Source organism: Brevundimonas sp. KH_058, assembly GCF_057838505.1.
Map to the genome: position 1 here is coordinate 1476804 of NZ_CM174469.1, position 26769 is coordinate 1503572.

Annotated in this window: 22 protein-coding genes, 1 tRNA gene and 2 rRNA genes; 10 read left to right on the forward strand and 15 right to left on the reverse strand. The window is 64.9% G+C overall.

The window, feature by feature from the left end; translation table 11 throughout:
• Nucleotides 1-183 precede the first annotated feature (183 nt).
• From AC3ISA_RS07065 to AC3ISA_RS07075, 3 genes are all read left to right on the forward strand, one after another.
• Nucleotides 184-2969 (forward strand): 23S ribosomal RNA (locus AC3ISA_RS07065).
• A gap of 215 nt (nucleotides 2970-3184) precedes the next feature.
• Nucleotides 3185-3299 (forward strand): 5S ribosomal RNA (gene rrf / locus AC3ISA_RS07070).
• Between the two features lie 92 nt (nucleotides 3300-3391).
• A tRNA-Met gene (locus tag AC3ISA_RS07075) sits at nucleotides 3392-3468 on the forward strand.
• Nucleotides 3469-3730: 262 nt separating this feature from the next.
• On the opposite strand, the gene AC3ISA_RS07080 is transcribed toward AC3ISA_RS07075, so the two are convergent.
• Nucleotides 3731-3877, reverse strand: a complete 147-nt coding sequence (locus AC3ISA_RS07080; protein WP_489179894.1) for a hypothetical protein — start codon at nucleotides 3875-3877, stop codon at nucleotides 3731-3733.
• Nucleotides 3878-4046: 169 nt separating this feature from the next.
• Here AC3ISA_RS07080 and AC3ISA_RS07085 point away from each other — a divergent pair, with 169 nt between their 5' ends.
• From AC3ISA_RS07085 to AC3ISA_RS07095, 3 genes are all read left to right on the forward strand, one after another.
• Nucleotides 4047-4247 (forward strand): hypothetical protein, encoded by a 201-nt coding sequence (locus AC3ISA_RS07085; RefSeq protein ID WP_489179895.1) that lies wholly within the window; start codon nucleotides 4047-4049, stop codon nucleotides 4245-4247.
• A 111-nt stretch (nucleotides 4248-4358) separates the two neighbouring features.
• Nucleotides 4359-4496: a hypothetical protein gene (locus AC3ISA_RS07090; RefSeq protein ID WP_489179896.1), complete on the forward strand. Its 138-nt coding sequence runs from the start codon at nucleotides 4359-4361 to the stop codon at nucleotides 4494-4496.
• Between the two features lie 278 nt (nucleotides 4497-4774).
• Entirely contained in the window at nucleotides 4775-5749 is a 975-nt protein-coding gene (locus AC3ISA_RS07095) for a DUF7847 domain-containing protein (protein ID WP_489179897.1), read from the forward strand.
• 12 nt (nucleotides 5750-5761) lie between these two features.
• On the opposite strand, the gene AC3ISA_RS07100 is transcribed toward AC3ISA_RS07095, so the two are convergent.
• From AC3ISA_RS07100 to AC3ISA_RS07140, 9 genes are all read right to left on the reverse strand, one after another.
• Nucleotides 5762-6643, reverse strand: a complete 882-nt coding sequence (locus AC3ISA_RS07100) for an RDD family protein (protein ID WP_489179898.1) — start codon at nucleotides 6641-6643, stop codon at nucleotides 5762-5764.
• Nucleotides 6633-7646 (reverse strand): stage II sporulation protein M, encoded by a 1014-nt coding sequence (locus AC3ISA_RS07105; RefSeq protein WP_489179899.1) that lies wholly within the window; start codon nucleotides 7644-7646, stop codon nucleotides 6633-6635. Before AC3ISA_RS07105 ends, AC3ISA_RS07100 begins: the two co-directional genes overlap by 11 nt.
• Nucleotides 7643-8959, reverse strand: coding sequence for a DUF58 domain-containing protein (locus AC3ISA_RS07110; protein WP_489179900.1), 1317 nt, complete (start codon nucleotides 8957-8959; stop codon nucleotides 7643-7645). Before AC3ISA_RS07110 ends, AC3ISA_RS07105 begins: the two co-directional genes overlap by 4 nt.
• Entirely contained in the window at nucleotides 8956-9912 is a 957-nt protein-coding gene (locus AC3ISA_RS07115; protein WP_489179901.1) for an AAA family ATPase, read from the reverse strand. The genes AC3ISA_RS07110 and AC3ISA_RS07115 overlap by 4 nt, the downstream gene beginning before the upstream one ends.
• The gene (locus AC3ISA_RS07120; RefSeq protein ID WP_489179902.1) at nucleotides 9899-11125 is read right to left on the reverse strand and encodes a DUF4350 domain-containing protein; all 1227 of its coding nucleotides are present in this window, start codon (nucleotides 11123-11125) and stop codon (nucleotides 9899-9901) included. Before AC3ISA_RS07120 ends, AC3ISA_RS07115 begins: the two co-directional genes overlap by 14 nt.
• The gene (locus tag AC3ISA_RS07125) at nucleotides 11122-11754 is read right to left on the reverse strand and encodes a DUF4129 domain-containing protein (RefSeq protein ID WP_489180080.1); all 633 of its coding nucleotides are present in this window, start codon (nucleotides 11752-11754) and stop codon (nucleotides 11122-11124) included. The genes AC3ISA_RS07120 and AC3ISA_RS07125 overlap by 4 nt, the downstream gene beginning before the upstream one ends.
• Nucleotides 11755-12268: 514 nt before the next feature.
• Nucleotides 12269-13690, reverse strand: a complete 1422-nt coding sequence (locus AC3ISA_RS07130) for a PepSY-associated TM helix domain-containing protein (protein WP_489179903.1) — start codon at nucleotides 13688-13690, stop codon at nucleotides 12269-12271.
• Between the two features lie 2 nt (nucleotides 13691-13692).
• Complete coding sequence (locus AC3ISA_RS07135; protein WP_489179904.1) at nucleotides 13693-15888, reverse strand: TonB-dependent receptor; 2196 nt, start codon at nucleotides 15886-15888, stop codon at nucleotides 13693-13695.
• A gap of 68 nt (nucleotides 15889-15956) precedes the next feature.
• Nucleotides 15957-16280, reverse strand: coding sequence for a hypothetical protein (locus tag AC3ISA_RS07140; protein ID WP_489179905.1), 324 nt, complete (start codon nucleotides 16278-16280; stop codon nucleotides 15957-15959).
• Between the two features lie 453 nt (nucleotides 16281-16733).
• On the opposite strand from AC3ISA_RS07140, the gene AC3ISA_RS07145 reads away from it, so the two are divergent.
• Complete coding sequence (locus AC3ISA_RS07145; RefSeq protein WP_489179906.1) at nucleotides 16734-16919, forward strand: hypothetical protein; 186 nt, start codon at nucleotides 16734-16736, stop codon at nucleotides 16917-16919.
• 17 nt (nucleotides 16920-16936) lie between these two features.
• Here the strand turns inward: AC3ISA_RS07145 and AC3ISA_RS07150 are convergent, their stop codons facing one another.
• The 4 genes from AC3ISA_RS07150 to AC3ISA_RS07165 are packed head-to-tail and all read right to left on the reverse strand — an operon-like array spanning nucleotide 16937 to nucleotide 21082.
• Nucleotides 16937-17395, reverse strand: a complete 459-nt coding sequence (locus AC3ISA_RS07150) for a response regulator (protein ID WP_489179907.1) — start codon at nucleotides 17393-17395, stop codon at nucleotides 16937-16939.
• Entirely contained in the window at nucleotides 17395-19356 is a 1962-nt protein-coding gene (locus AC3ISA_RS07155; RefSeq protein WP_489179908.1) for a sensor histidine kinase, read from the reverse strand. Before AC3ISA_RS07155 ends, AC3ISA_RS07150 begins: the two co-directional genes overlap by 1 nt.
• On the reverse strand, nucleotides 19353-19991 hold the full coding sequence (locus AC3ISA_RS07160; RefSeq protein ID WP_489179909.1) for a response regulator: 639 nt from the start codon (nucleotides 19989-19991) through the stop codon (nucleotides 19353-19355). The genes AC3ISA_RS07155 and AC3ISA_RS07160 overlap by 4 nt, the downstream gene beginning before the upstream one ends.
• 11 nt (nucleotides 19992-20002) lie before the next feature.
• On the reverse strand, nucleotides 20003-21082 hold the full coding sequence (locus AC3ISA_RS07165; protein WP_489179910.1) for a sensor histidine kinase: 1080 nt from the start codon (nucleotides 21080-21082) through the stop codon (nucleotides 20003-20005).
• Between the two features lie 114 nt (nucleotides 21083-21196).
• Here AC3ISA_RS07165 and AC3ISA_RS07170 point away from each other — a divergent pair, with 114 nt between their 5' ends.
• A complete protein-coding gene (locus tag AC3ISA_RS07170) occupies nucleotides 21197-21868 on the forward strand; it encodes a DUF2490 domain-containing protein (RefSeq protein WP_489179911.1) in 672 nt (223 codons plus the stop codon).
• 38 nt (nucleotides 21869-21906) lie between these two features.
• Nucleotides 21907-22665, forward strand: a complete 759-nt coding sequence (locus AC3ISA_RS07175; RefSeq protein WP_489179912.1) for a carbonic anhydrase — start codon at nucleotides 21907-21909, stop codon at nucleotides 22663-22665.
• 174 nt (nucleotides 22666-22839) lie between these two features.
• Here the strand turns inward: AC3ISA_RS07175 and AC3ISA_RS07180 are convergent, their stop codons facing one another.
• Nucleotides 22840-24114 (reverse strand): metallophosphoesterase, encoded by a 1275-nt coding sequence (locus AC3ISA_RS07180; RefSeq protein WP_489179913.1) that lies wholly within the window; start codon nucleotides 24112-24114, stop codon nucleotides 22840-22842.
• Between the two features lie 332 nt (nucleotides 24115-24446).
• On the opposite strand from AC3ISA_RS07180, the gene AC3ISA_RS07185 reads away from it, so the two are divergent.
• A complete protein-coding gene (locus AC3ISA_RS07185; protein ID WP_489179914.1) occupies nucleotides 24447-26702 on the forward strand; it encodes a TonB-dependent receptor in 2256 nt (751 codons plus the stop codon).
• The last annotated feature ends 67 nt before the right edge of the window (nucleotides 26703-26769 follow it).

The following is a 26769-nucleotide window of genomic DNA, read 5'->3' on the forward strand; positions in this document are numbered from 1 at the left end:
TCAAGTTTGCCGTCGACCTCAGGGTTGGCGTGCATTGAAATCGTAAAGGAAGAACGTGACCGGCTCCCCTGAGCTTGTAGGTCTAGTTCGAGAAGAAGACATTGTCTGACAAATATCAGGCTTGGTCCCCCGGCAACTTTCCAGTCGGGCGGAATAAACCAAGCATGAGTTTTGCTGAGAAACGATCAAACGTTGAAGGGCTTCTGACGGATGCCTTGGCGTAGAGAGGCGATGAAGGACGTGGCAAGCTGCGATAAGAACCGGGGAGGCGCTAGCACCCTTTGATCCGGTTATTTCCGAATGGGGAAACCCACCTTTACAGTCTTCCAACTTCGTTCTGGTTTCGGCCAGGACGGCGATTGGCGGATTGTTGAAAGGTATAATGAACTGAATACATAGGTTCATTAAGCGAACCCGGGGAACTGAAACATCTCAGTACCCGGAGGAAAGGACATCAACCGAGACTCCCGTAGTAGTGGCGAGCGAACCGGGACCAGGCCAGTGCTCTTGTGAAATAAAGACGAACGATCTGGAAAGGTCGGCCATAGTGGGTGAAAGCCCCGTAGTCATCAAATAGCAAGAGACTCGAGTAGGGCGGGACACGTGAAATCCTGTCTGAACATGGGGGGACCACCCTCCAAGCCTAAGTACTCCTCTACGACCGATAGTGAACAAGTACCGTGAGGGAAAGGTGAAAAGCACCCCGACAAGGGGAGTGAAACAGATCCTGAAATCGGAAGCCTACAAGCAGTCGGAGCCCCCAAGCGGGGTGACGGCGTACCTTTTGTATAATGGGTCAGCGACTTCATGTGTCGAGCAAGCTTAAGCCGTTAGGTGTAGGCGCAGCGAAAGCGAGTCTGAATAGGGCGCTAAGTTCGACGTATGACGACCCGAAACCAGGTGATCTATCCATGAGCAGGTTGAAGGTTGGGTAACACCAACTGGAGGACCGAACCCGTGAATGTTGAAAAATTCTGGGATGACTTGTGGATAGGGGTGAAAGGCCAATCAAACCTGGACATAGCTGGTTCTCCGCGAAATCTATTTAGGTAGAGCGTCCGACGAATTCCTTGGGGGGTAGAGCACTGGATGGTTGCGGGCTGCGCGAGCGGTACCAATACTAACCAAACTCCGAATACCCAAGAGAACTATCGGGCAGACACACGGCGGGTGCTAACGTCCGTCGTGAAAAGGGAAACAACCCTAACCATCATCTAAGGCCCCCAAGTCACGGCTAAGTGGGAAACGATGTGGGATTGCTTTGACAATCAGGAGGTTGGCTTAGAAGCAGCCATCCTTTAAAGAAAGCGTAACAGCTCACTGATCAAGCGATCCTGCGCGGAAAATGTAACGGGGCTCAAGCCGTGCGCCGAAGATATGGGTTTGCAGTTTACTGCAAGCGGTAGCGGAGCGTTCCGTAGGCCGGTGAAGGTCAGGCGTGAGCCTGGCTGGAGGTATCGGAAGTGAGAATGCTGACATGAGTAACGATAGGAGTGTGAGAGACACTCCCGCCGAAAGACCAAGGGTTCCTGCGTAAAGCTAATCTGCGCAGGGTTAGTCGGCCCCTAAGGCGAGGCTGAAAAGCGTAGTCGATGGGAAGCAGGTAAATATTCCTGCACCAGCTGGAAGTGACGGATGGCTTAACTCGTACCCACTTATTGGATTGTGTGTGCGGGGGCGTTGTCCCAGGAAATAACTCCAGCAGAGACCGTACCCGAAACCGACACAGGTGGTCAGGTAGAGCATACCAAGGCGTTTGAGAGAACTATGCTGAAGGAACTCGGCAAATTGCACGCGTAACTTCGGAATAAGCGTGACTCACCCTGCGCAAGCAGGACTGAGTGGCACAAGCCAGGGGGTAGCGACTGTTTAGCAAAAACACAGGGCTCTGCGAAGCAGCAATGCGACGTATAGGGTCTGACGCCTGCCCGGTGCCTGAAGGTTAAAGGGAGTTGTGAAAGCGACGAACTGAAGCCCAGGTAAACGGCGGCCGTAACTATAACGGTCCTAAGGTAGCGAAATTCCTTGTCGGGTAAGTTCCGACCTGCACGAATGGCGTAACGACTTCCCCACTGTCTCCAGCATAGGCTCAGTGAAATTGAATTCCCCGTGAAGATGCGGGGTTCCCGCGGTCAGACGGAAAGACCCTATGAACCTTTACTATAGCTTCGCCTTGGCGTTAGCGACCGTATGTGTAGGATAGGTGGGAGACTATGAAACCGGGGCGCCAGCTCTGGTGGAGTCGTCCTTGAAATACCACCCTTACTGTCGTTGACGTCTAACCGAGGGCCGTTATCCGGTCCCGGGACATGGCGTGGTGGGTAGTTTGACTGGGGCGGTCGCCTCCTAAAGTGTAACGGAGGCGCGCGATGGTGGGCTCAGACCGGTCGGAAATCGGTCGTCGAGTGCAATGGCATAAGCCCGCCTGACTGCGAGACTGACAAGTCGAGCAGAGACGAAAGTCGGCCATAGTGATCCGGTGGTCCCGAGTGGAAGGGCCATCGCTCAACGGATAAAAGGTACTCTAGGGATAACAGGCTGATTTTGCCCAAGAGTCCATATCGACGGCAAAGTTTGGCACCTCGATGTCGGCTCATCACATCCTGGGGCTGGAGCAGGTCCCAAGGGTATGGCTGTTCGCCATTTAAAGTGGTACGTGAGCTGGGTTCAGAACGTCGTGAGACAGTTTGGTCCCTATCTGCCGTGGGTGTTCGAAGCTTGAGAGGATCTGTCCCTAGTACGAGAGGACCGGGATGGACATACCTCTGGTGTACCTGTCATGGCGCCAGCTGTGCAGCAGGGTAGCTAAGTATGGAATAGATAACCGCTGAAAGCATCTAAGCGGGAAACTAACCTCAAAACAAGGCTTCGCTGAGGATCGTGGAAGACTACCACGTTGATAGGCCAGGTGTGGAAGTGGGGCGACCCATGAAGCTTACTGGTACTAATAATCCGATCGGTTTGATCGTTTCTCAGCAAAACTCATTCGATGATTGCTCCTTGACCGAAGCAATCTCAGACAATGTCTTCTTCTCATCCTTGTTCAAGATAGCGCGCTAGCGCGACTTGAGCTTGGATGTCTTCTTGCTCGCTCTATCGGCCTTCGGCCTATTTGAGAGCGGTCGGCCTCATGTCGCGCGCAAGCGCGATAGGCCCAGCAAGACGTTCATGTGTGTTTGGTTGACCTGGTGACTATGTCGGAGGTTCCCCACCCGATCCCATTCCGAACTCGGTCGTTAAGCCCTCCAGAGCCAATGGTACTTCGTCTCAAGGCGCGGGAGAGTAGGTCGTCGCCGGGTCTACCAAGCACACATGATTTACGCGCTAACGGCCTTCGGCCTATTTGAGCGCGCTTCTCGAACCGTTCTTCCTTCACGACACTACCGTTTGCCGCGGGATGGAGCAGCCCGGTAGCTCGTCAGGCTCATAACCTGAAGGTCGTAGGTTCAAATCCTACTCCCGCACCCAAACTTCAACAAAGCCCCACAGTCCCCGACTGTGGGGCTTTGTGTGTTCTGAAACTCGCTGATGACCCACAAAGGCACGGCCGGCTGCCGTGGACCTGATGGTCGAACCTGCCGAGCCCTCCAGCGAATAGAATTCGACGTGGGCGATCCGCTTGCATCCAAAGCAGTTGCGGCCCCGCCAACGCAGGCGGTTATGCAGGCAAATAAGGCCTCGATCCGATCTCCAAGGCGCCTTCAATATACATCAGCTGAGCGCGTTCGATCTAGCGTTGGATGGAGGCCAGCTCCTTCTCAACCCGGCCCCGCACCGCCAGCGTCGTTTGCCGGCCGGCTGCGTTGGCTTGGCGCAGCATCTCAACGGCGTCGGCCATGGCCTGCGGCGTGAGCAGCTTGGCGCGAATCCCAGACAAGACGCGCACTTCGATGATCTTGGCGGCAGACGTTCACGCTTGCGACTGTAAAACGAGGTTGATCCGCAAACGACGATTGCCTGGCCTGGTGCCATTTGCGGCCCATCTTACTCGCCGGAAAGGCGGGGTGCGACGGGCGGCGTGGTCACGTCAGGCGTGCTGTGCGGCATTGCAGAGCGCCCTCGTTTCGAACCAGCAGGTCGTCTACGCCCTGCGGCCGGAGGCGCGTAGCCGGATCAACACCCTGTTCATGGGCTCAGTGCTGCTGGGCGGCGCGGCGGGTTCGGCGCTCGCCACGGTCGCCTGGTCGCGGTTCGGCTGGGCGCCGTTGCGGCGACGATGGCTGTCGCGCTTCAGGTCCGTAGCCTGAGGTCGAGGCGTTGAGCCGTCGATCCGACTTGGCCCTTGGTCGAGAGCCCGCTGGATTGATCTGACGGCCCAGCTTCCGTAGTCAGGAATAGGAATCATCCGGGAGGGGCGATTGACCGGAACTGAACTGGACGCGCCAGACACCCGCCTCAAATTCAATCGCAGCTTCGCTACACGATATGACAAGCTGGCACCGAACTACCTTTCTGACGTGCTCATCGCCACGATCGCCTGCCACTGGGTCGAATGAGTCCGGACCCTACGCCTCAGCAGTCGCAGGCGCATAAGAAGTCGGCGATCCAGAGGGCATCGACGATTCCGACATGCAGGCTTTTATCGACGACCGAAGTGGTATCCAGCCGCATTCGGTGGGTCCCGACCGGATGACACATTGGGCCCGGCTGTCGCCCTCGGTCACCCAACAGAGAGCGTCTTTTGGCAAAGCGTTGCGAAGACGGCCCAAATGAAACTGGTGAGGCCGTACCTCAGCTTCTACAATCGTATTAGGATCTATGTGGGGAGGCGAGTTTGCGGGGTGAGGTTCTGACGTTCGACGAGGCGACCGGACTGGGGTTCATCCTCGGCGACGACGGCGCGCGGTATTCGTTCACGAAGGAGGACGTTCAGCCGCCTTCGGTTCTGGAACGCAGCCAGAGGGTCGATTTCATCGCCGAGAAAGACTGGCGCGCCCAGCAGATCATCGCCATGCGGCCCCCGCTGATCACGAGCGCGATGTCCGGCGGCGGGCAAGGCGCCGGCGTGTTCGACCTGGGCCGCGTGATCCAGCGGACGTTCGCCGCAATCAAGCAGAACGCGGCGATCTTCTTCGGCGCGGCCGCGATCCTGGTGGGCTTGCCCAATGTCCTCGCCGCCTTCGGTCAGAGCTCCATGCTGACCGGCGGCAGCGAGATGTCCGGCCTGGCCCTGATCATGATCGGCGCTGTTCTGAACCTGATCGGCCTGTACCTTTTGCAGGGCATGGTGGTGAAGGCGGCGGTGAACGGCTTCAACGGCAAGAAGACCACCTTCGCCGACGCCTTTAGTGTGGGGATCAATAAATTCCTGCCGCTGCTGGGCACGGCCATCATCGCCACCCTTGGAATGACGCTGGGCTTCGTCCTGTTGGTCGTGCCGGGCATAATCTTGACGGTGATGTGGTCGGTCTGTTCGCCGGCCATCGTGGTCGAGAAGCGTGGCGTGTTCGCCAGCCTGCAGCGCAGCCGCGAACTGACCAAGGGTTATCGCTGGCACGTGTTCGGCCTGCTGGTGATCTATGTGATCCTGTCGTGGATCATCGGCGCCGCGATCGGGGGGCTCAGCCTGGCGACCGGCGGAACCCTGACCGGCGGCACGCCGAACCTGATGGTCAGTCTGATCACCGAACCCCTGGTCAGCATCCTGTCCGGCGTCGTCGCCTCGGCGGGCGTGGCGTCGCTGTATTACGAATTGCGCTCGGCCAAGGAAGGCGTCGGATCCGAGGAACTGGCCTCGATCTTCGACTGATCGTATGCGCCGTCAGACGTCGTGCTTGTCGCGACGCCTGACGCCAATCAGCAGCTTCTGCTCCAACCTGCCGCGCAGGGCGGCGTAATAGGCGCTGAGGAAGTCGCGGTCCGCCTCCTGGGGGCTGCGCGTCCAGCCGATCTTCTTGGCGATCCGGTCGGCGACGTCGCGCTGGGTCTTTCGATCGCCCTGACGCAGCAGCGTCTCCAGCACGTGCAGTTCCTTGGCGCCATAGGCGTCCACCTGGGCCGGCGTGAAGTCGTAGGCCGCCATCCGTCCCGCGCCGTCGTCGGCCATGTCGCGGATCAGCTTGCGACGCGGCGTACGCACCACCCAAGTCCCCCCGATAAGGTCGCCGACGCGCAGCCGATCCTTGTTGAACAGGGGGAAGAAAACGAAGATCGCCGCCCAGACGAAGGCCAGCAGATACATCCAGCCCTCGACCCCGCCCTCCTGACTGCGGGCGACCAGGATGGACAGGGGCAGGAAGACCTCCAGCTCGCGCATGGCGTTGCGGGCGAAGACGGCTTCGGCCTTCAGCCGTCCGCCGTCGCGCGACGCGACCCGCAGGCCCATGACCCGCTTGCCCGGCGTCGCCGCCGCAGCCGACAGCTCGAAAGCGGTGAAATAGAAGTTCCGCAGCAGAAAGAAGACGATCAGCCAGATGACGGCGATCATCTCGGCGCCGGTCGGGCCGCCGACCATGGATGCCCCTGCGCCGAAGGCGAAGGCCGAGACGATGGTGAAGACGATCAGCACGCCGATGATTATGGCGGCGTCCAGCAGGAAGGCGCCCGCCCTCTGACCCGCATCGCCGATGTTCAGGCGCAGGTCCACGCCCTCCGGCGTGACGAAGGCGCGTTCGGTGCGGGGCGCGACGGGTTCAGCGGACATGGGCGACCCCCGGTCTCGGCGCGTAGAAATAGAGGCCCCAGATCACGGCGGTCGCCGCCGCCACGCCGTAGCGCAGGCCGGTATCGACGATCAGTTGACGGCCGAAACCCTCCAGCAGGCCGGCGAACATCAGCATCACCACCACCCCGCCCATGGCGATGGCTGCGGTGCGTCCCGCCTCGACTGCGGCGTCCATCCGTCGTCTCTGACCGGGGAAGGCGACGGCCCAGCCGATCCGCAATCCCGCCGCCCCCGCCAGAACGACGGCGAATAGTTCAGTCACGCCGTGGATCAGCAGCCAGCCGCCCAGCTCGAACCCCAGCCCCCGGCTGGCGAAAAGGGCGAAGAAGGCTCCCAGGGTCGCGCCGTTGTAGAGGATCAAAAGGCCCGTCGGCAGGCACAGGGCGAAACCCAGGGCGAAGGCCAGCAAGGCGACCTGGGCGTTGTGGGTAAAGAGATAGGCCGCAAAGGCCGACAGGCCCTGGGCGTCGTCCGCGCCGTCCAGCGTGGCGCGCAGGGTCTCGGTCGAGGCGGCGGGATCGCGTCCGCCGCTGAGATCGGCGGGGACGAAGGCGTAGAACCACTCCGGCTCGTGCATAACCAGCCAGGCGCCGACCAAGGCGCCCAGCAGCATCAGGGCGGCCGAGATCAGGGTCTCGCGCCACAGGCCGCGCACCGCAGCGGGCCAGTCGGTGCGGAAGAAGGCGATCAGACGATCCTGGATCGTCGCCCGCGAGCCATAGACGAAGAAATAGGCCCGCGCCGACAGGGTCTCCAGATAGTCGATCAGTCCCTGATCCAGCGAGGTCTCGCGCGCCACCGACAGGGCCGACAGGGTCGAACGGTACAGCACCGGCACGGCCAGGATCTCTGCGTCGGTCAGTCTGGATGCCGAGCCTTTCTCGGCCTTGTCCATCAGACGTTCCAGACGACGCCATTCGTCCTCGCGCGCCTGGCGAAAACGCTGGCTCTTGAGCAGGCCGGAGGGGCGCACGTCGGTCACAGCAGGTCCCTCCGCTTCAGGTCCAGATAGGCGTTGACGACCTCGGTCCCGACGCGCTCGGCGGAGGCGTCGACGATGTGCGCCCCCATGCGCCGCAGCCGTCCGATCACCGTCTCGCGCTCGCGCAGCAGGGTTCCGGCGACGACGGCGCGCGAGACATCCTCGGGCGTCCGGGGATCGGCGGCGGTCAGCCCCTCCAGCTCGTCGTCTCGCAGAACGACGAACAGGACAAGGTGGCGGCGCAGCAGCCGGCCCAGCGACTCGATCATCAGCTCGGCAGCTGTGGAATCGGTGAAGTCGGTGAAGACCACGATCAGCGAGCGGCGCTGAAGCTGGCCCGACAGGGTCGCCAGGGCCAGGGTGTAGTTGGTCTCGTGCGTCGAATAGTCGATGCGGCCCACCACGGTCTGAAGGGTGCGAAAGGCGTCCAGCCCCCCCACGGCGCCGGTGGTCACGCGTGGCTGGGAATCGAAGGCGAAGATGCCCGTCCGGTCGCCCGACCGCAGGCAGGCGTAGGACAAAAGCAGCGCGGCATGGATGAAGCGGTCGATGCGCGGCATGCCGCCGACCGGCTCGCTGGCCGCTCGACCGCAGTCCAGCGCCATGATGACATTGTGGTTTCGCTCGGTGCGGAACTCCTTGGCCAGCAGGGTGGCGTGGCGGGCCGACTGTTTCCAGTCGATGGAGCGGCGGTCCATCCCGGCCTGAAAGTCGCGCAGGGCCTGAAACTCTGACCCTTCGCCGATCTCCAGCTGGGTCTTGGCGCCGAACAGGGCGTCGCGGGCGAACAGACGCACCGCCTGATCGCGCACCCATTTCAGGTCGGTCAGGACCGGGGCGGCGATGTCCAGGGCGAAGGTCTTCTGCTTCCACACCAGTCCCATCGGCCCGCGCCAACGCACCCACAGAGCGTCCAGACTGGCGGCGCCCCGGCGGTTGGGGGTGAAGGGAAAGGCCAGGGCCGCACCGCGATCCGACACCGTCGCCTGGCGCGTCGCATCGTCGAGCCCCAGCCGGGCCTCGCCCGACAGCGCGGCCTCTACGGTCTTGGGAACAGGGCCTTTCGCGCCGAACCGCACCGTCAGCCCGGCCATGTCCGACCGACCGACCGCCGCGCGCATGGGCCTGGGCTCGTCAAGCTCAAGCCCGCGTCTGGATCCGCCCGACAGAGCATCAACGGCGACGAGCAGCAGCAGGCCCGCGATCCAGACCGGGCCTGCGACCCAGCCCAAAGGCGTCAGGACGCCGGCCAGCAGGGCCACGGGAACGCCCGCCGCCATCGCCGTCACCGCGCGTCGGGTGGGATAGATCACCGGGGCGCCGCCACCTGATCCACCAGGCCGGCAAGCACCTGTTCGACGCGCCGTCCCTCGATCTCGGCCGCCGGCGACAGGACCAGGCGGTGACGCAGGGCCGGGATGGCCAGGGCCTTCACGTCGTCGGGAATGACATAGTCGCGACCGTCCAGCGCCGCCCGCGCCCGCGCCGCCACGGCCAGCATGGCCCCGGCGCGAGGAGATGCGCCGGTCTCGACGTCGGCCGAGGTTCGGGTGGCCCGCACAAGGCCGGTGATATAGCCGATCACCTCGTCTGTCAGGCGCACGTCCGCGACGGTGTTCACCGCCGTATCGATGACGGCGGCGTCGGCGACGACCTCGACCCCCAGGGCGATGGGATCCATCAGGCCGGTGCGCGAACCGTGGGCGGCGACGATGGCGCGCTCCTGCTCCAGGCTGGGATACTCCAACACCTGTTTGAACAGGAAACGATCCAGCTGGGCCTCGGGCAGAGGATAGGTGCCCTGCTGCTCGATGGGGTTCTGGGTGGCGACGACGGTGAAGCGCGCACTGAGGGCGTGGGCCTCGCCGTCAATGGTGATCTGGCGTTCCTGCATGGCCTCAAGCAGGGCGGCCTGGGTCTTGGGCGGGGTGCGGTTGATCTCGTCCGCCAGCAGCAGTTCGCAGAAGATCGGCCCGCGCGTCAGGGTGAAACTGGACGTCTGAAAGTTGAACAGGTTCGACCCGATGATGTCGCCGGGCATCAGGTCGGGCGTGAACTGGATGCGGCCGTAGTCGAGGCCCACCGTGCGGGCGAAGGTCTGGGCCAGCAAGGTCTTGGCCGTGCCGGGCGGGCCTTCCAGCAGGACGTGGCCGCCGGCGAACAGGGCCGTCAACAGCATGTCGACGGCCTCCTCTTGGCCGACCACGGCCTTGGCGATCTCGGCGCGGATGCGCTCGGCGATCGTCTTCACCTCATTGACGTCCACGGGTCAGCTCCTGGTTCCAGCGATGAAGGGCGCCGGCGACCCGCATCAGATCGGCTGGCGACTTGGTGGCCCGGGCCTGTTCGGCCAGGGCGGTGTAGGTTTCGGTCGCGCCGCCGGTGCGGCCGACCCGGTCGAGGAAGGCGTCCAGCGCCGCCTCGTCCAGATTGCGCGGCGCCCCGATGGCGCGGGCCACGGCGGCGCGCACCAGCAGGGCATAGGGGACGGCCATGCGATGCTCGCGCCGCGCCAGGCGAACCAGGCCGGCCGTATTGTCCGCCAGCCCCCGCTTGCCCAGGGCGATGACACGGCCCTTTTCGCGCGCCGGGCCGAAACGGACGGCGGCCTGGAAGCCGGCGAAGGCGGCCAGGGCGACCAGCACCAGGGTCATGCCGACCAGTGGCGGCTCAAGCATCAGACGCAGCATGTTGCGCGTCCGCTGGAAGCCATGCAGCGTCAGGTCGAACACCACCGGTGCATCGTCGGCGCGCACCAGATCGATAAGGCCGACGGCGGTGGTCGCGCCGTTCAGGGTCTTGAGCGCAGCCGTGCTGACCAGGTCGGGATCGGCCAGGACATAGGTCCGCAGTTCGCGATGCATCGCCAGGACCGCACGGCCCTGATCGTCGACCACGACGGGGATCCAGGCCGGCCCTTCGAGCGTGCGCAGCTCTTCGACCTGAATCGGCTTGCCGAACGGCGCGCCGCTGGGACGGCGAAGGCTGATGGTCGCACGCCCCTTGCGCGCGCTCAGCGTCAGATCCTTGCGTAGATCGTCCGGCAGCGCGGCCAGGGCCATCGGCGGCGGCTGGACGCCCAGGGTGCGCACCCAGCCGGGGCGATCCGCGTCGGGCACGGATGTCCATTTCGGCAGGACGACCAGCGTGGCGCCATAGTGTTCGATGTCGTCGATCTGTTCGGGCTTCGTATGGGCCGAAGGCGTCAGGATCAGCAGGCTCTCGTCCGACGCCTCGGTCAGCGCGCCCCGGTTCAGAACCACCGGCACGCCCACGCCGCGCAACAGCGAAGGCAGACCGCCGAAGCCTGTGGACGACCGCGACAAGGCATGGCCGCCGCCGTCGTTGCCGGACCTCAGCTCCGGCGCATAGGCGGACAGAACCCCCAGCCCCGCCAGCGCCACCACCCCGACCAGCAGGACGACAATCATGGTGACGGGCGAGAAGCTGCCGTCGCCGGCCTTGCTCGATCGGCTCATGCGCGCCAGCCCTCGGGCAGGGCGAAAGCCTCATAGGCCTGGCGACAGTCGGCGAAGTCCTGGGCGCCGACGGGCGCGCCGCCGAACAGGCTGCGTTCCACCATCCGGCCGATCAGGTCGAAGGCCGGCCGCGCGGCGTCGGGCACGGCCTTAAGCCGGGCGATCTCGCGCGTGGTCAAGGAGACTCTCACGGCGCGTGGCTGACGCTGTTCGATGTCCTGAACGCTGCGCAACAGCAGCAGGTGCGCAGCATCGGCGTAAAGGCCTCGCGCCGCCAGGGCGTCGGCTTCGGCCAGCAGATCGCGAGCCGCGCGCGCATCGGGCCGCCATTGCGCCTCGGCGACGATCTTCGGCTTCGTCGGCTTGGCGGGCGGCGCGCGCATCCGCAGGATTTCGCGGCCGATAGCATAGAGGATCAGAGCCGCGACCATGGCCAGGCCGATCCAGAACACCCACTGCAGCACCGGCGCAATGAACTGAAGAACATCGCCGATCCAGTGCAACCAGCCGGGCGTCTTGATATCCGGGCGATCAAAGCCGATGCGGTCGAACTGAAGGGAATCGTCCTTCAGGAGGCGGGCGTGCGCCCTGGCCAGGGCTTCATCTGTGGGCGAAGCCCTATCCTGCATCTTGAGCACGCACCCTTACCGAACAGCCAAGCCATACCGTTCGGAGAAACGGAGTCAACCACAGGCGCCTACGTCAGTCCTCCCTGTCGTGCGCTTTGCGTGATTTCCACTTTTGGTTCTCACCTCAGAACTGACCCTTCCGAGGTTAGAGAGGGTGGTTGGCGGACGTCGCTCGATCAGATGATCGCTCTTGCAAGCGGCCAGCGCAGCCAGAGCGGGGTGCGAGCTTCCGCACCCAAATTTCCACAAAGCCCCGCAGCACCGAGCCGTAGGGCACTCTGCGTTCCATATCTCGAAAAGGCGCAGACGGGCGTCAGGATCGTCGTCGATTACCTGTCCCAATACCGTCTTCGCTGTCCTTTCGGACGATGACGGTGAACACGGTATTGGGCAGGCTGGCAGTGGCGCCCTCAGCAGTCTTGGGCGTCAGGCTTGCAGGTGATTCCGTAAAACCCAAATCATCCGTTGCTGAGAGCGTTTCGGCATGCAAGCTGTACAGTGTCTGATCATAAGGTCACGCCGCGACGAGACGAGCACGAAGAAGGTCATAGACCGCGTCCCCGATCAGGATGACGATCAGGCTGAGCCCGGCCAGCGGAAAGACGACGGCGAGCGCGATCGTCAGCAAGGCGACGGTGCGCAGCTTCAGCGGATGAAGTTCGCGCGGGGCGCCGATCTTGCCCTTGGGGCGACGCTTCCACCACATCACGGGTCCGGTGATCGACAGGACGATGACGCCCAGACAGGCGATCAGCATGAGGATCTGGTTGGCCCATCCGAAATAGTTGCCCATGTGGATCTGGACGCCCAGTTCGACGGCCTTGGCCGCGACCCCATAGTCCGAGAAGCGGACATCGCCGAGGACACGACCCGAATACTGGTCGATGTGCAGGGTGCGTTGGCCCTCGGGTCGGCCGGGGTAGGTGTAGGCGGTATAGACGCCGTCCGCCCCCTTGGGCAGGGTCAGGCGATAGGCGGTGGTCATGCCTTCGCGCGCCAGGGCCGCGACCGCGCCATCGACGCCGATGCCCGTTTCGGCGTGCGCCATCGTCATCCCCATGCCGCCGCCGTGGTGATCGACGTGGGGGTCGGAAACCGGCATGGGCGCGTTCTCGACGGTCCAGGGCGCTTCGCCGATGGCTTGTTGTACGGTCTGAACCGGCGGCGCCGTCGCCGTCGTTGCGGCGGGCGTCGCGCCGTGCAGGCGGTGGTTGGTCGGATAGCCGATGCCCAGCGCGTCCGTCCCCTGTTTGAGCAGACCGCCCCAGACCGTGGCCCAGGGCAGGCCGGTCAGGATCAGGAAGGCGATCAGGACGGCGGTCCAGACGCCGGTGACGGCGTGAACCTCGCGCCACAAGAGGCGGCCTTGGCTCTTCAGTCTGGGCGTCAGGGCGGCGGCGAGCCCGCGCCCGCCACGCGGCCACCACAGATAGAGGCCGGTGATGACGAGGATCAGGCCCCAGCAGGCCATCAGCTCGACCACGGCATCGCCCCGGTCGCCCAGCATCAGCGAGCCGTGGAAGGTGTCGGCGAAACCCACCAGGGTGCGGGTATAGACATAGGAGCCCAGCACCTGCGCCGTGCCGGGATCGACGAAGACCCGCCGCGGTTCGCCGTCGGCCGGAGTGACGAAGACCTGGGCGCTGCGGCCGGCCTCGACCGGCATGTCGATCCGCGTGGCCGAACCGCCGGGATAGTCGGCAAGCGCCGCCGCGATCAGGCGACTGGCGGGCATGGCCGGCGCTTCGGCGACAAAGCGCTGATGCGGATAGACGGCGTCGTTGATCTCGTCGTTGAACAGATAGATCGCGCCGGTCACCGCCAGGATCAGCATGAAGGGCGCGACGATCAGGCCGGCGTAGAAATGCCAGCGCCAGATCGTGCGATAGAGCCCCGTCAGGCCTTTGTTCGGGGTGGTTCCGGGCGCGATCGTCATGGTCAGAAGTTCCGGCTCAGGGTCACATCGACGCTGCGCGGCGCGCCGAGATAGAGCTGCGCAGCGCCATAGCCGGACCAGTCCGCATAGAGTTCGTCGAACAGGTTGCGGCCGCGAACCGTCACCCGTCCGAACGGCGCACGCCAGCTGGCCTGGGCGTCCACCACCGTGCGCGCCTTGACCCGATAGGTGTTGGCGTTGGAGGTGTAGAAGTCGCCGTCGTAACGCACCGTCGCGCCCAAGGTCACGGGCAGCCACGGCAGGCTGTAGTAGGCGCTGACGTCGAACATCTGCTCCGGCACGTTGGGCGGTCGATTGCCGGAGCGGTCTACCCCGCCGGCCTCGACCAGGGTCTTGAACTCGCTGTTCAGGATCGCCCCGCTGGCGTCGATGCGCAGCCGCTCGGTCACGGCGGCCGACAGCGAGACCTCGACCCCGGACGATTGCTGTTCGCCGCCCTGGATGGTCAGGGCCGGATTGGCGGGATCGCGCGTCAGGATGTCGTCCTGGGTGATCTGATAGACGGCGGCGGTGACATCGGCCCGGTCGCCCCACAAGCTGGTCTTGATCCCGGCCTCGATCGCGTCGCCTGCGCTGAGGTCGAAGCGTGCATTGGTGCTGTTGAGGAACAGGAAGCTGGAAACGGGCGTCACGGCATGGCTGACCTGAGCATAGAGCTGCGTCTTGGGGTGCAGGTCATAGACCGTGCCGATCCGCCACGAGACGGGGTCGTAATCCTGGCCATAGGCGGCGCGGACGCCGGTGTTCAGATCGAAAGTCTCTCGCTCCAGCTCGACCTTGTCGTAGCGAAGCCCGCCGACCAGCAACCACTTCGGCGTCACGTTGAAGGCGTTCTCCAGGAAGATCGCCGCCGTGGTGCTGTCGCTGACCCAGTCGACCCGTGACCCGGCGCCGGGGAAGTTGGCCTGGGTCGTGTCGGGGAAGACGCCCCGCACAGGTGCGAAGCGATCGACGGCCGTCGTCGTGCCGAACCGGCGTGTCGTCTCGAAATGGGTTTCGCTGTATTCCGCGCCCAGGGTGAAGCGGTTGCGGCGGCCGCCGATCAGGCCGTCGAAGGCGGCCCAGGCGCGGTCGGTCCAGTACTGTTGATCATGGGCGATCAGGGTGGTGTTGCGGTTCAGCAGGTTGGCGGCGCTGTTGAACGAGACATCCTCGACATTGCGCCAGACGCGGTCGGCGGTGTAGCCCGCCAGCTCGTTGGTCAGGGTCCAGTGGTCGTTCAGACGATAGTCGGCGCGGGTCCGAACCTGGAAGGATTCCGACTTCATCACCCCGTCTTCGACGTTGTAGTTGGTGCGGATCGTGGCCCGGTCCAGCACCAGGCCCTGGCTGTTCTCGACCAGGCCCGACGGATCGCGCGCCACGGATGCGGGGACCAGGGTCGAGCCGAAGTAGGGCGACGACTTGTCGTAGAAATAGTCGGCGAACAGGTTGAGCGTCAGCCGGTCCGAGGCCTTGATCAACAGCGAGGTCGTCAGGGCGCGGGTCTGGGCATCGGTGTCGTCGGCCCAGCCGTTCGTGTCGCTGAAGCTGGCGTCGGCCCGCAGCGCCATGTGATCGTTGATCGGCAGGTTGCCGCCCAGGCCGGCGCGAACCGTCCCGAACGAGCCGACGCTGACCAGACCCTCGCCGCTGCTTTCTCCGATATAGGCGCGCTTGGGTACGAGGTTGATCGCGCCGGCCAGGGCGCCCTCGCCGTAGAGGACCGAGGCCGGCCCCTTGAGCACCTCGACGCGCTCGAAGTTGAAGGTGTCGAAGTTGCGGATGGCGCTGTTGGAGCCGGTCACCCGCACGCCGTCGAACAGATAGGCGATGGCCGTGGAGGTGAAGCCGCGCATCGAGGTGACGCCGACCGAGCCGGGAAGCGTGCCGCCGTTGACGCCTGGGGCGGCGTTGAAGGCCTCCACCGACGTCCGCAGGCCCTCGGTCTGCATCCGCTGTTGCGTCAGCACGTCCAGCGTCGCGGGCGTCTCGCGGTGGGTCAGGCCCAGCCGATTGGCGGCGGGGGCGGGGCGGTCCAGCGCCATGGCCGTCGGCCTGGCGGTGACGATGACTTCGTCGATTGTGGTCGCCTGATCGGCATAGGCGGACTGGGCATGGGCGGACTGGGCGAAGGCGGGCGTCGCGAACGCCGCGATAAGCAGCGCGCAGGGCGCCGCCGTGGTCTTGAGAGACATGTTTGGATTGTCCTGAACAGGGAAGGGCGCGCGCCGACGGGGTCGTCAGCGCGCAGGCGTCGATCTGTTCAGGCGAGAGGCGGGGCCGTCGATGGCGGGCGCAGACCGGTGCGGAAGTCGTCGAAGGGCAGGCTGGTCCACAGCGCGGTCGGCTGCACCGCGACGATGCGCGGGGGCGCTACGGGATGGATCGGTGGCGGTGAAGGCAGGGCCGTGAAACCGGCCAGCACGCAGGAGGCGCACTTCAGACTGTCTATCGGCGACGGCTTTTCAGGCCGTGGCGCGCCGTCGGCGTCGTAGGAGACCAGGATCCGGTCGCCCGAGCACAGCATGATCGGAGCGCCCGTCGCGGCCGACGCCGCGACCGCAGAGGGCAGCAGGGCCGCGAACACGATCGCGAACGTCGCGGCGAGGAACGCCAGCGATCGGTTCAGCGACCAATGATCTGAGGATGACGAGGGCACCCCGTTGCCATACTCGGGCCGCCGCCTGAAAGGAAGACCCATGCCAAGTGGCGGATTGTCAGGCGTAGCTTCTTAGGAGCGAGTTCTGCGGATCCTCAATGGGAGGTTTTGGGGCACATCTCTAGGATCACTCGCGGCACGTCTGCCTTTTGAAAAGTGCTCGGGGAAGGCTGTGTTGGTCGTGGCAGGTGGCCATGAGCCAGTCCCATCTGTGACTTGTTCCACGCAAACCTTGGAACGCTGGGCGAATGATCAGAGCCAAGGCGCCGCTCAAACCAAGTTGACTGATCCGGTAGCATCTAAATTTGGCCGGATCGTTCCGAACCCGAAATCCAGCGATGTGCAACATCGTTTTCAAGCCAAACTGGAGGTTTGGATCAAATGAAGCCGGGTTCGGCGATGTCGTCCACCACGAATTTATTTGGCAGCGATCAACATCTAATCGCAGCTCTCGATCTGTCAGGCGCAGAAGGGTTCGATCCAGTCGGCTCCATTGCAGCGATCTTGACTGGCCTCGGGTCTGGCTTGTCGATTTTGGCGCGCAAAGCGTTGATTTCTGCCCGCTAGGCCTAAATGTGAGGCTTCTATGTTAGCGACCGAGCCTGAAGACGCCGATACAGGATCCGCGTCTCCAGAAGATTGGCGATCCGAAGCGCAACCTCGACAACGTCGAACGGCTTGCTGACAAAGTCCTTCGCCCCCAAAGACAACGCTCGACGCCGCGCAGAAGCCGTCGAGTCGGCGGTCAGAACCAGCACGGGGCGAAAGTCGCCCGGAGCCGTCTGCCGGCCGAAGCCCTCCAGCAACTGATAGCCATCGACCGCCGGCATCATCAGGTCGAGCAGGACCAGGTCCGGCGACCTGCCCACGAAGGTGGCGAGCGCAGTCTTGGGATCGGTCAGGCCGATGACGTCGCCATAGCCTTCCCGCTCCAGAAGCGTGCGCAGCAGAACGACGTTGGTCTCCTCGTCATCCACGATCAGGATGCGGCAAGCGTTCAGGTCCGCCTGGGTCACGGGGCGGGCGTCGGACGGATCGGACATCATCTGTTCTCTTCAGGCTGTGATGCGCGGATCTGGACGGGCAGCTCGAACCAGAACCGGGCCCCGCGTTCCGGCGGCTTTCGGTTTTCGAAGCCGATGCGACCACCCATGGCTTCGGCCAGCCGTTTCGACAGGGCGAGTCCCAGGCCTGTGCCTTCTATGTCGGACGTGCGCTCGCGTCCCAATCGGTCGAAGGGTGTGAACAGGCGCGGCGCAGTGGCGTCTGCGATGCCTGAGCCTTCGTCCGAAACCTCGGCTCTCGCCCACCCGTCGACGACGGTGAGCGTCAAGCGCGCGACGCCGCCGGCTGTGTTGTATTTGATCGCGTTCGACAGCAGATTCAGCGCGATCTGAACCACACGACGCCGGTCGGCCGAGGCAAAAACCGGGGTTGGCGACAGGTCATGATCCAGACGGATGCCTGCCGCCGCCGCGATGGGCGAGGACAGGTCCAATGCCTCCGACAATGCGTCGCGGAGGTCGAGGACTTCGAACGCGAGGTCCATGCGCCCCGCTTCGATGCTGGATATGTCCAGCACCTCGTTGATCAACGCCAGGAGATGGCGGCCGGCTTTCAGGATGTGCTGAACGGCGGTGACCTGAGGCCGCTTCAGGTCCGCCTCGTCCAGTTCGAGCAACTGGGCGAAGCCGAGGATGGCGCTGAGCGGCGTGCGCAGTTCGTGGCTGGTGCGCGAAAGGAAGTCGCTCTTGGCCAGGCTTGCTGCGACGGCCGTCTCGCGGGCCTCGGAGAGCGCCTTTTCCGCGTCCTTGCGATCGGTCATGTCGCGCGTGACCTTGGAGAAGCCTTTCAACTTGCCGGTTTCGTCGCGCAACGCGGTGACGATTACATTGGCCCAGAACCGGGAGCCGTCGCGGCGGACGCGCCATCCTTCGTCTTCCGCTCGACCCTCGGCCGTGGCGCGCGAAAGCATGATGGAAGGCACGGCATCTCGTGTCTCGTCGGGATAGAAGATGGAGAAGTGGCGCCCGATGATCTCGTCCGCATCCCAGCCCTTGATGCGCTTGGCGCCCTCGTTCCAACTGACCACGAGGCCCTGTGGATCCAGGGCGAAGATGCCGTAGTCCTTGACCCCGTCCACCACCAGGCGAAACCGTTCCTCGCTGTCGCGAAGGGCGCGTTCGCGTGATCGCAACAGAAGGCTGGCCTGTTCGAGTTTCACCCCGAGCCGACCGATTTCGTCGGCTTCGAGCGGCAGCGACAGAAGCGGTTCGCCGCGCTCCAGCCGCCCGGCATTGTCTTCCAGAAGATGGACGCGGCGCACGATGCCCGTCGAGAACAGATAGACCGCCATCAGACTGCCGAGCAGACCCAATGCCCCGATGATCGTCGTCAGTCCCAGGTTCCGCGCCCTCACGGCGTCCGCCCGCGCGCGGCGGATGTCCAGCAGTGCGCTTTCACGCGCCTGCATCGCCTCGATCTCGGATCTTAGCGCATCGAGGACCGCCTTGTTGGCGACGAGGGCCGACAGGACCTCGGGTCGTTCCAGCGCGGCGGGGGAGCCGGCGTTTGGCCCCAGGCGCAAGGCCGCCAGCCCATCGCGCTTGCGCTGCGCCAGCGCCCTGACGCGCTCGAAGCGCTGGCGAACCTCGTGGTCGCGGATCTCTCCATCCAGACGCGCGAAGGTGGCGGGCAGCTCGGCCTCGGCCTTGATGTAGGGCTCCAGGAACCGGGTCTGACCCGTCAGAAGATAGCCGCGCACGCCGCTGGCTGCTTCCGCCAGCAGGGCGTGGACCTCGTGGATGTCGCTCTGGATCGCGAAGGCGGCGCGCACGTCCGCCTCGGCGCGGGCCTCGGCGCGGCTGGCGAGGTAGAGGGAAAAGAGTGCCCCCAACAGGATCGCGAGCGGAAGAGCAACCACCACGAGCCCCTTCACGGCGACCGGCTGGTTCGCCCATAGCCGTCCCGGACGTGAGAACAGGCCTTGTCTCGACATCGTCATGGTGCGGGCGGACGCGTTCGCGTGGCCAGCACGGCGGCCTGGGTGCGATCGGCGACGCCGAGCTTGGCGATCACCCGCTCCACATGCGCCTTGACGGTTCCTGGACTGATGTCGAGTTGGCGCGCGATCGCCTTGTTGGTCAGGCCGTCCGCCACCTGATCCAGCACCTGTCGCTCACGCGGGGTCAGCCGGTCGAGGCGGCTGATGTCGTCTTCGATACGGCGCGACGCCGGCGTCATGGCCAAGGCCTGGTTCAGCAGGGCCAGGGGCAGAGCCGTGCGACCTTCCAGAACTTGCCGCACCGCCGCGACGAGTTCATCGGCGCTGGCGTCCTTGAGCACATATCCCGTCGCGCCGGCGGCCAGGGCGGCCCGAACATATTCCGGCGCGTCGTGAAGGGTGAGCATGAGGATGCGAGACGCCGGAACCTCGGTGCGGATCGCGGCGGCTGCGGCCAGGCCGTCCATCCCTGCGCCAAGCCGGATGTCCATCAGGACGATGTCCGGCGTGAGAGCGACGGCCAAGGACACGGCCTCCTCGCCACTGCTCGCCTCGCCCACCACCTCCAGGCCGTCGGCGCGGCTGAGCATGGCGCGCAGACCCTCGCGGGCCAGTGGATGATCGTCGACGATCACGACGCGACCCCTCACAGACGCTGCACCAGGGCCGCCGACACCTCGACTCCGCCGCCGTCAGCCGGTTCCGAGACGTCGAGTCGCCCGCCCAGCACGGTCATCCGTTCGCGCATGACGGCCAGGCCGATACGCTCGCCGAGCATGCTTGATGAACCCGGAACCATGCCCGCTCCCCAATCCCTGACCACGAGACTCCACCGTCCCTGCTCCGGTTCGCCGTCGATCTCGATGCGCACGCGGCATTCGCCGCCCGCGTGTTTTCGGATGTTGGTGATGGCTTCCTGAGCCACGCGATAGAAGGCGGTCTCCAGGACGGGCGGCCAACGCGTCGGCCCTGTCGTGGCGAGATCGACCTGAAAGCCCTCCTGGGACAGAGCGTCGGCCAATGACGCCACGGCGGCGGCGAGGCCGAGATCGTCCAGAAGGGTCGGGCGCAGGTTGCCGATCGCGGCCCGCAACTCGCGCACCAGACCCTGGGCCATGATGACCAGCCTGGCTGTCGTTTGCGGCGATGTGCCGGATTTCTCCGCTTCAAGCTGTCGAAACAGGGCTCCGGCGGTCTGGGCCACGCCGTCATGCAGATCGCGCGAGACGCGGCCGCGCTCTTCCTCCTGAGCGGAAAAGAGTCGGGCGACGACCGCCTCCAGCCGCCGTTCCCGTTCCTGCAACAGGCCCAGCAGTCGGTCGCGTTCCGCCTCGCGCTGGACCCGATCGATCGCGGTCGCCATCAGCTGGCGCAGCATGGCCAGAGCGTCGGCGTCGTCATCGTCGAGCGGGCCGCGATCACCCGCAGGCGACGCCAGCATCAAGGCGCCGACCTTGCGTTCGTTTCGCCCCGGCGCGACGAGCGCCAGTCCTTGCGCATCGTCTCCGATGACGACCATCCCGTCGGCATGGCCGGCGAATAGGGCGGCATTGCGTGCCGCGGCCGCCAAGGTCGCTTCCAGCGTCTCGGCGTCCGCAGCCCCGAGATCTCGCCCGGCTTCGATCAGAAGCCGCAGACGCGCGGCGCGCGCCTCCGCCGAGCGGTAAAGAGCCCTGAGTTCTCCGACGGTGTCGGGACCGTTCAGGGGGCTGGTGCGACTATCCATGGGCCGCGACCATAGCAAGACTGGCTCGGTGCGGCCTAGGCCATTCGGCATAGGCCGCAGGGCATAGCCAGGCGGCCGATGTGCAAGCCTGGGCGGGGGCTCAGCTTATGCCGCATGAAAGATCAGTTTCATTTCGATGGGTTCCCGACGGCGGTCGTCCAGAAACGCACGGCGGCGGCCCAGGATCAGGTCTGGTCATCCGTCACAGCCAGCGGTCCGGTCGCGGCCGACAGCCGCTGGCTGGTGTGGTTCGACGGCCATGCGCGGTTTCGAGAGGGCGGCGAGACGCTCGATACGACCATTCTTCGTCCGGGCGTCGGCTATCGCGTCAATGACCGCCTGGACGTGTGGGTCGGTTATGCGAACGTCACCAACCGCCGGCCTGGCCTGGATGTGGAAGAGCACAGGCTCTGGCAACAGGCGACCTATCCCATCGCGCAGGTGGCGGGAGGCAGTCTTACCGGACGCACTCGGCTTGAGCAGCGGTTTCGCGACGGCGGCGACGATACGGGTCTGAGACTGCGCCAGTTCGTCCGGTGGAGCCGCGCGCTCGGTGGCGGACCGTTGTCGGCGGTCGTCACCAACGAGACCTTCTTCGCCCTGAACGACGCCGACTGGGGTCAGCGGGGCGGCTTCGATCAGAACCGCGCCTTCGTCGGTCTGGCCTGGGCGGTGTCGCCCAAGGTCAGGATCGAGGGGGGCTATCTGAACCAGCAGATCGACGGCGGACCTGCGCCCGACACAAGCAACGACAATCTCTCGCTCGCAGCGTTCGCGAGCTTCTGAAACCAACGGCTCATGCCGATCAAGAAAGGTGTTTTCCCATGTGCAAGCCTCAACTGTCTCGCCGTAATCTGGTCGCCGGACTCGCGACCGGGGGCGCTGGTGTCGCGTTCGCCGGCGCAGCGGCGGCCTCTGGCCTTCCGCAAGCCTTGCCGTCTCAATTCTATGAACCCAATCCGATCCCGATCGTGGACGGCAAGGCGGCCCTGACCCCGGATCAGGCTCTGGAGATGCTGCGACAAGGCAACGCCGCCTTCCTGGAAGGCCGGACGCGCCAACTCGACCTCGGCGCGGCAAGCCGCCTGCAACTGGCTCAAGGTCAGGCGCCCTTCGTGGCCTATGTCTCCTGCTCCGACAGCCGCGTTCCGCCGGAACTGCTGTTCGGACGCGGCCTGGGCGAGCTGTTTATCATCCGTAACGCCGGCAACACCGTGGATACCGTCGCCATGGGGTCCATCGAATACGCCGTCGCCGTCCTGGGCGTGCCGCTGGTGGTCGTCATGGGCCACGAGGCCTGCGGCGCCGTGAAGGCGGCCATGGATGTCGTGAAGTCCAACGCCCGCTTCCCGGGCGCGATCGGGGACATGATCGAACCGATCATCCCAGCGGTTCTGGCCGCCCGCAACGCCACGGGCGACAAGACCGAAGCTGCGGTGAAGGCCAATGTCAGCCGCACCGTCGAACGTCTGCGCGTGGCGGCCGACCCCATCATGCTCGAACCGCAAGCCGCCGGGAAATTGAAGGTCGTCGGCGCCTACTATTCGCTGTCCAAGGGTGACGTGGAGTTCTTCGACGTATGACGGTCAGGCGGCGGGAGTAGGGGAGACAATGCGTCTCTGACCTTCCCGCCGCGAAAACGCCGGACGATCGACCTGATCCGCTTGGTGCTCATCCCGCGCCCTACGACAAGGCGGAAAGAAGCGGTCGCTGCTCGTTATTCTCAAGCGGAACCTGCCATAGGGACGACCCGTCAACTATCCAAGAAGCGCTGCGGTTGCGGCATGTTTCACACCAAGGCTCGTCGCGTCCTCGAACGTCAGGTCCGTCGTTGCGAAATACTCCCGCTGGTTGGTGGCGCACCAGTCGGTGGTGACGATGCGGACCGGATCGGACTTCGGCGCAGCGGCCGAGGCATAGAGGAAGTCGCCGCTGCGGTCGGCCAGGGGCATTGGACGGTCCTGGTTGGCGCGGGCCATGAAACGGTCGAACTGCGCCCGCGAGACGGTGGCGGCCATCAGCTTGCCGTCGAAGCGGACGATGGAATCGAAGACGTAGCGGCTGACCGGCCCGGCGGGGACGCCCGTGCCCAGGGTGGTGTGGCCGATGAAGCCGGCGTCGGCGCCGGCCGCCTGGGCCAGACCGGCTGCGACACGGCGTCCGGTGTCGCCCAGCGACAGGGCGCGAGGACTGGTTCCCAGGATGGTCCGCTCCTCCTCGGTCAGGTCGGTCGCCAAGGTTGCGGCGATCAGGTCCGCTAACGCGGGGGAGGCGGGGGTGCCCAGCGCGACCGAGCGGGATTGGGCCGTGACCGAGCCGTCCGACAGGAACGCGGCCACCGTATAGGCGGCGGTCCAGGAGCCGGTGTGGACATAGGCGCTGCGGTCCTGGCGATGCTGGAACAGCAGGTGGTTATGACCGCCGATCATCAGGCTGCCGTCCGGTAGCAGCGGCAGGATATTCCGGTCGGCGGCCACCCCCGCGTGGCTCATGACCATGACCAGATCGGCCCCGGCCAAGTTGTCGGCGAGATTGGCCGTCGCCCAGTCGCCTGCGGCCGGGATCGACAGCTGTTCGCGCGAGGCCTTGGGGTAGGTGGTCAGCGAGTTCGTCGCCATGCCCACGACCCGCAGCGAACGGCGGCCGAACGGCAGGGTCGCGGACGGCGCGGCATATCCGGCGCCCGTGCGCGTATCGCCGATGGTGCTGACGACCTGAATGCCCAGGCCCTTCAGGCGAGCGACGACTTCGGCCAGATCGGTCGTCAGGTCGTTGTCGTGATTGCCGAGGTTGAACACCGTCGGCGCGATCGCCGGCAGGGCCGCCAGGAAGGCCCAGTCCACCGCACCGCCCGACCGCACGGCGACGACATTGCCGTGCTCGAAGATGTCGCCGTCGATGGCGATGACGTGCGGGACGGGGTTGGAGCGGACTTCGGTCTCGAAGGCGGCCAGCAGCTGGGCGGTCCGCTCATAGGCGGAATGCATGTCGGATATGGCCAGCACACGGCCGATCACATCCGCTCGTTTCATGCCGATCAGCCCTGACGCGAAAGCCGTCGACCCGGCGAATTGCAGGAGCCGGCGACGGGAGGGCATGACGAGAGGCATACGCAATCCAAACAATGTCTGGGAGGGCGTGCGGAGCGGGCTCACGCACCCTTTCAGCATCGCATTTAGCCCCTCTCGACACAATGCCGGCCGGCCCTGTGCAGGCCGCCTAAGGACAGATTGTCACGCCCCTGTGGCCGCGTCTTCAAAGGTTCAAGAAACCGGCGCGCTCTGCGCTGGCGGCCGTCGCCGCGAAGCTCTACGGCGTCGCGCGACAACGCCCCCTCCCCACCGTCGCCAAGGAAATCTCGCCCATGCTTCGCCAAGCCCTTCTGGCCGCCACCGTCAGCGGCATCGCCCTGCTGAGCGCCGGCTCGGTTCTCGCCCAGACGACGGACACCGCCGCCGAACCCGCCGGCGTCGATGACATCGTCGTCACCGCCCAGCGCCGTAGCGAGAACATCCGCGAGGTGCCGTTCGCCGTCACCGCCCTGAACACCCAGACCCTGCAGGACATCTCGGCCGGCGGCGCCGACATCCTGTCGCTGTCGGCGCGCGTGCCCAGCCTTCAGGTCGAGAGCTCGAACGGCCGCTACGCCCCGCGCTTCTACATCCGCGGCCTGGGCAATGTGGACTTCGACTTCACCGCCTCGCAGCCGGTTTCGGTGGTGCTGGACAATGTCGTGCTGGAGAGCGTCTATCTAAAGGGCTACCCTCTGTTCGACGTGCAGCAGCTGGAAGTCCTGCGTGGTCCGCAAGGCACGCTGTTCGGCCGCAATACGCCGGCGGGCGTGGTCAAGATCGACACCGTCAAGCCGTCCGACGACTTCACCGGCTTCGGCTCGCTGACCTACGGCAACCTGGGTTCGACACGGGCCGAGGCCGCCGTCACCCTGCCGGCGTCGGACACGCTTCAGGTGCGGGGCGCCATTCTGTGGAACCACCGCGACGACTGGGTGAACAACGCCTTCAACCCGTCCTTCGCCAATGCGGACAAGGACGATCTGGGCGGTTTCAATGACCTGGCCGCGCGCGTCCACGTCGCCTGGACCCCGACCGATCGTCTATCGACCCTGCTGACCCTTCAGGCCCGCGACTATGACGGCACGGGCACTATGAACCGCGCCAACACCCTGACCAAGGGTTCGAACGAGCTGAATGGAAACTTCGACCGCGACACCGTCTATTATGACGGCGGCCGCAACAACTTCCAGAAGCAGAAGACGACGTCGCAGTCGCTTCAGGTCGCCTACGACTTCGGTCCCGCCACCCTGACCGGCATCGTCGGCTCGTACCAGGGCTGGTCCCAGGGTGACGGCGACATCGACGGCGGCGTGGCCTCGGCCCCGGCGACCGCCCCTTACAAGACGCCGTTCAACTCCGAGACCGGGACCCTCTCCAGCGACCTGTTGCAGAACACCTATGAGCTGCGCCTGGCCTCGAACGGCGACGGTCGCATCGGCTGGCAGGTCGGCGCCTTCTATTGGGACGAGCGGATCAATCTGGTCTCCGGCACCTTCAACGGCACGGGCAATCCCGCGCCGACGCGGGTGACCGACATCGTTCAGAAGTCGGACTCATGGTCGGTGTTTGGTCAGGGCAGCTACAAGCTGACGGAGGCTCTGAAGGTGACGGCGGGCGTCCGCTACACCGACGACAACCGCGACTACAACGGGCGCATCGTGTTGGGCACGGGCGCCGGCGGCACGGGCGCGGTCTCCGTCGGCGACGAACAGGTCAGCTGGGACGTCAGCGCCCTGTATGAGGTCAACGACAGCCTCAACCTGTTCGCCCGCGCGGCCAAGGGTTACCGCGGTCCGTCGATCCAGGGCCGCAATCTGCCTGTCCTGACCACAGCCGACTCCGAGACTGTCATGTCCTACGAGACCGGCCTTAAGGCCCGTCTGCTGGACGGCCGCGCCCGTTTCAACGCGACGGCCTATGTCTATGAGGTCAGCGATATGCAGTTCACCGCCGTCGGCGGCGCTGACAACGTCAACCGTCTTCTGAATGCTGACAAGGGCGAGGGCTACGGTCTGGAACTGGACGGTGACATCTATCTGGGCGCGGGCTTCAGCCTGTCGGCCGGCGCCGCCTGGAACCACACCGAGATCAAGGACAGCGACCTGCTGGTTGCGATCTGCCGCGTCCCTGCGGGAGCGGCTTCAATCTGTACTGTTACCGATCCCGTAGTGACGGTCGGGGGGCAAGTTCGCGCCAACATCGACGGCAACCCCTTCCCGCAGGCGCCGGAATACACCGCCAATCTGACGCTGAACTATGTCCGGTCGCTGGGCAACGACACCGAGCTGTTCGCCTCGACCGACTGGGTCATGCAGAAGGACTTCAACCTGTTTCTCTATGAATCGGTCGAGTTCATGCAGGACACGGCATTCGAAGGCGGCCTGCGTGCGGGCTGGCGCGACCTGAACCGCGGCATTGAGGCGGCCGCCTATGTGCGCAACATCACCGACGAAGAGAACGTGATCGGCGGCATCGACTTCAACAACCTGACCGCCTTCGTCAACGAACCGCGCACCTACGGCGTGCAGCTGACCAAGCGATTTTAAAGTCCGACCGTCCGGTGAAGCGCCCTGGCTTCACCGGACGGCCATGCAGGCGAGGCGGTCACTGCCC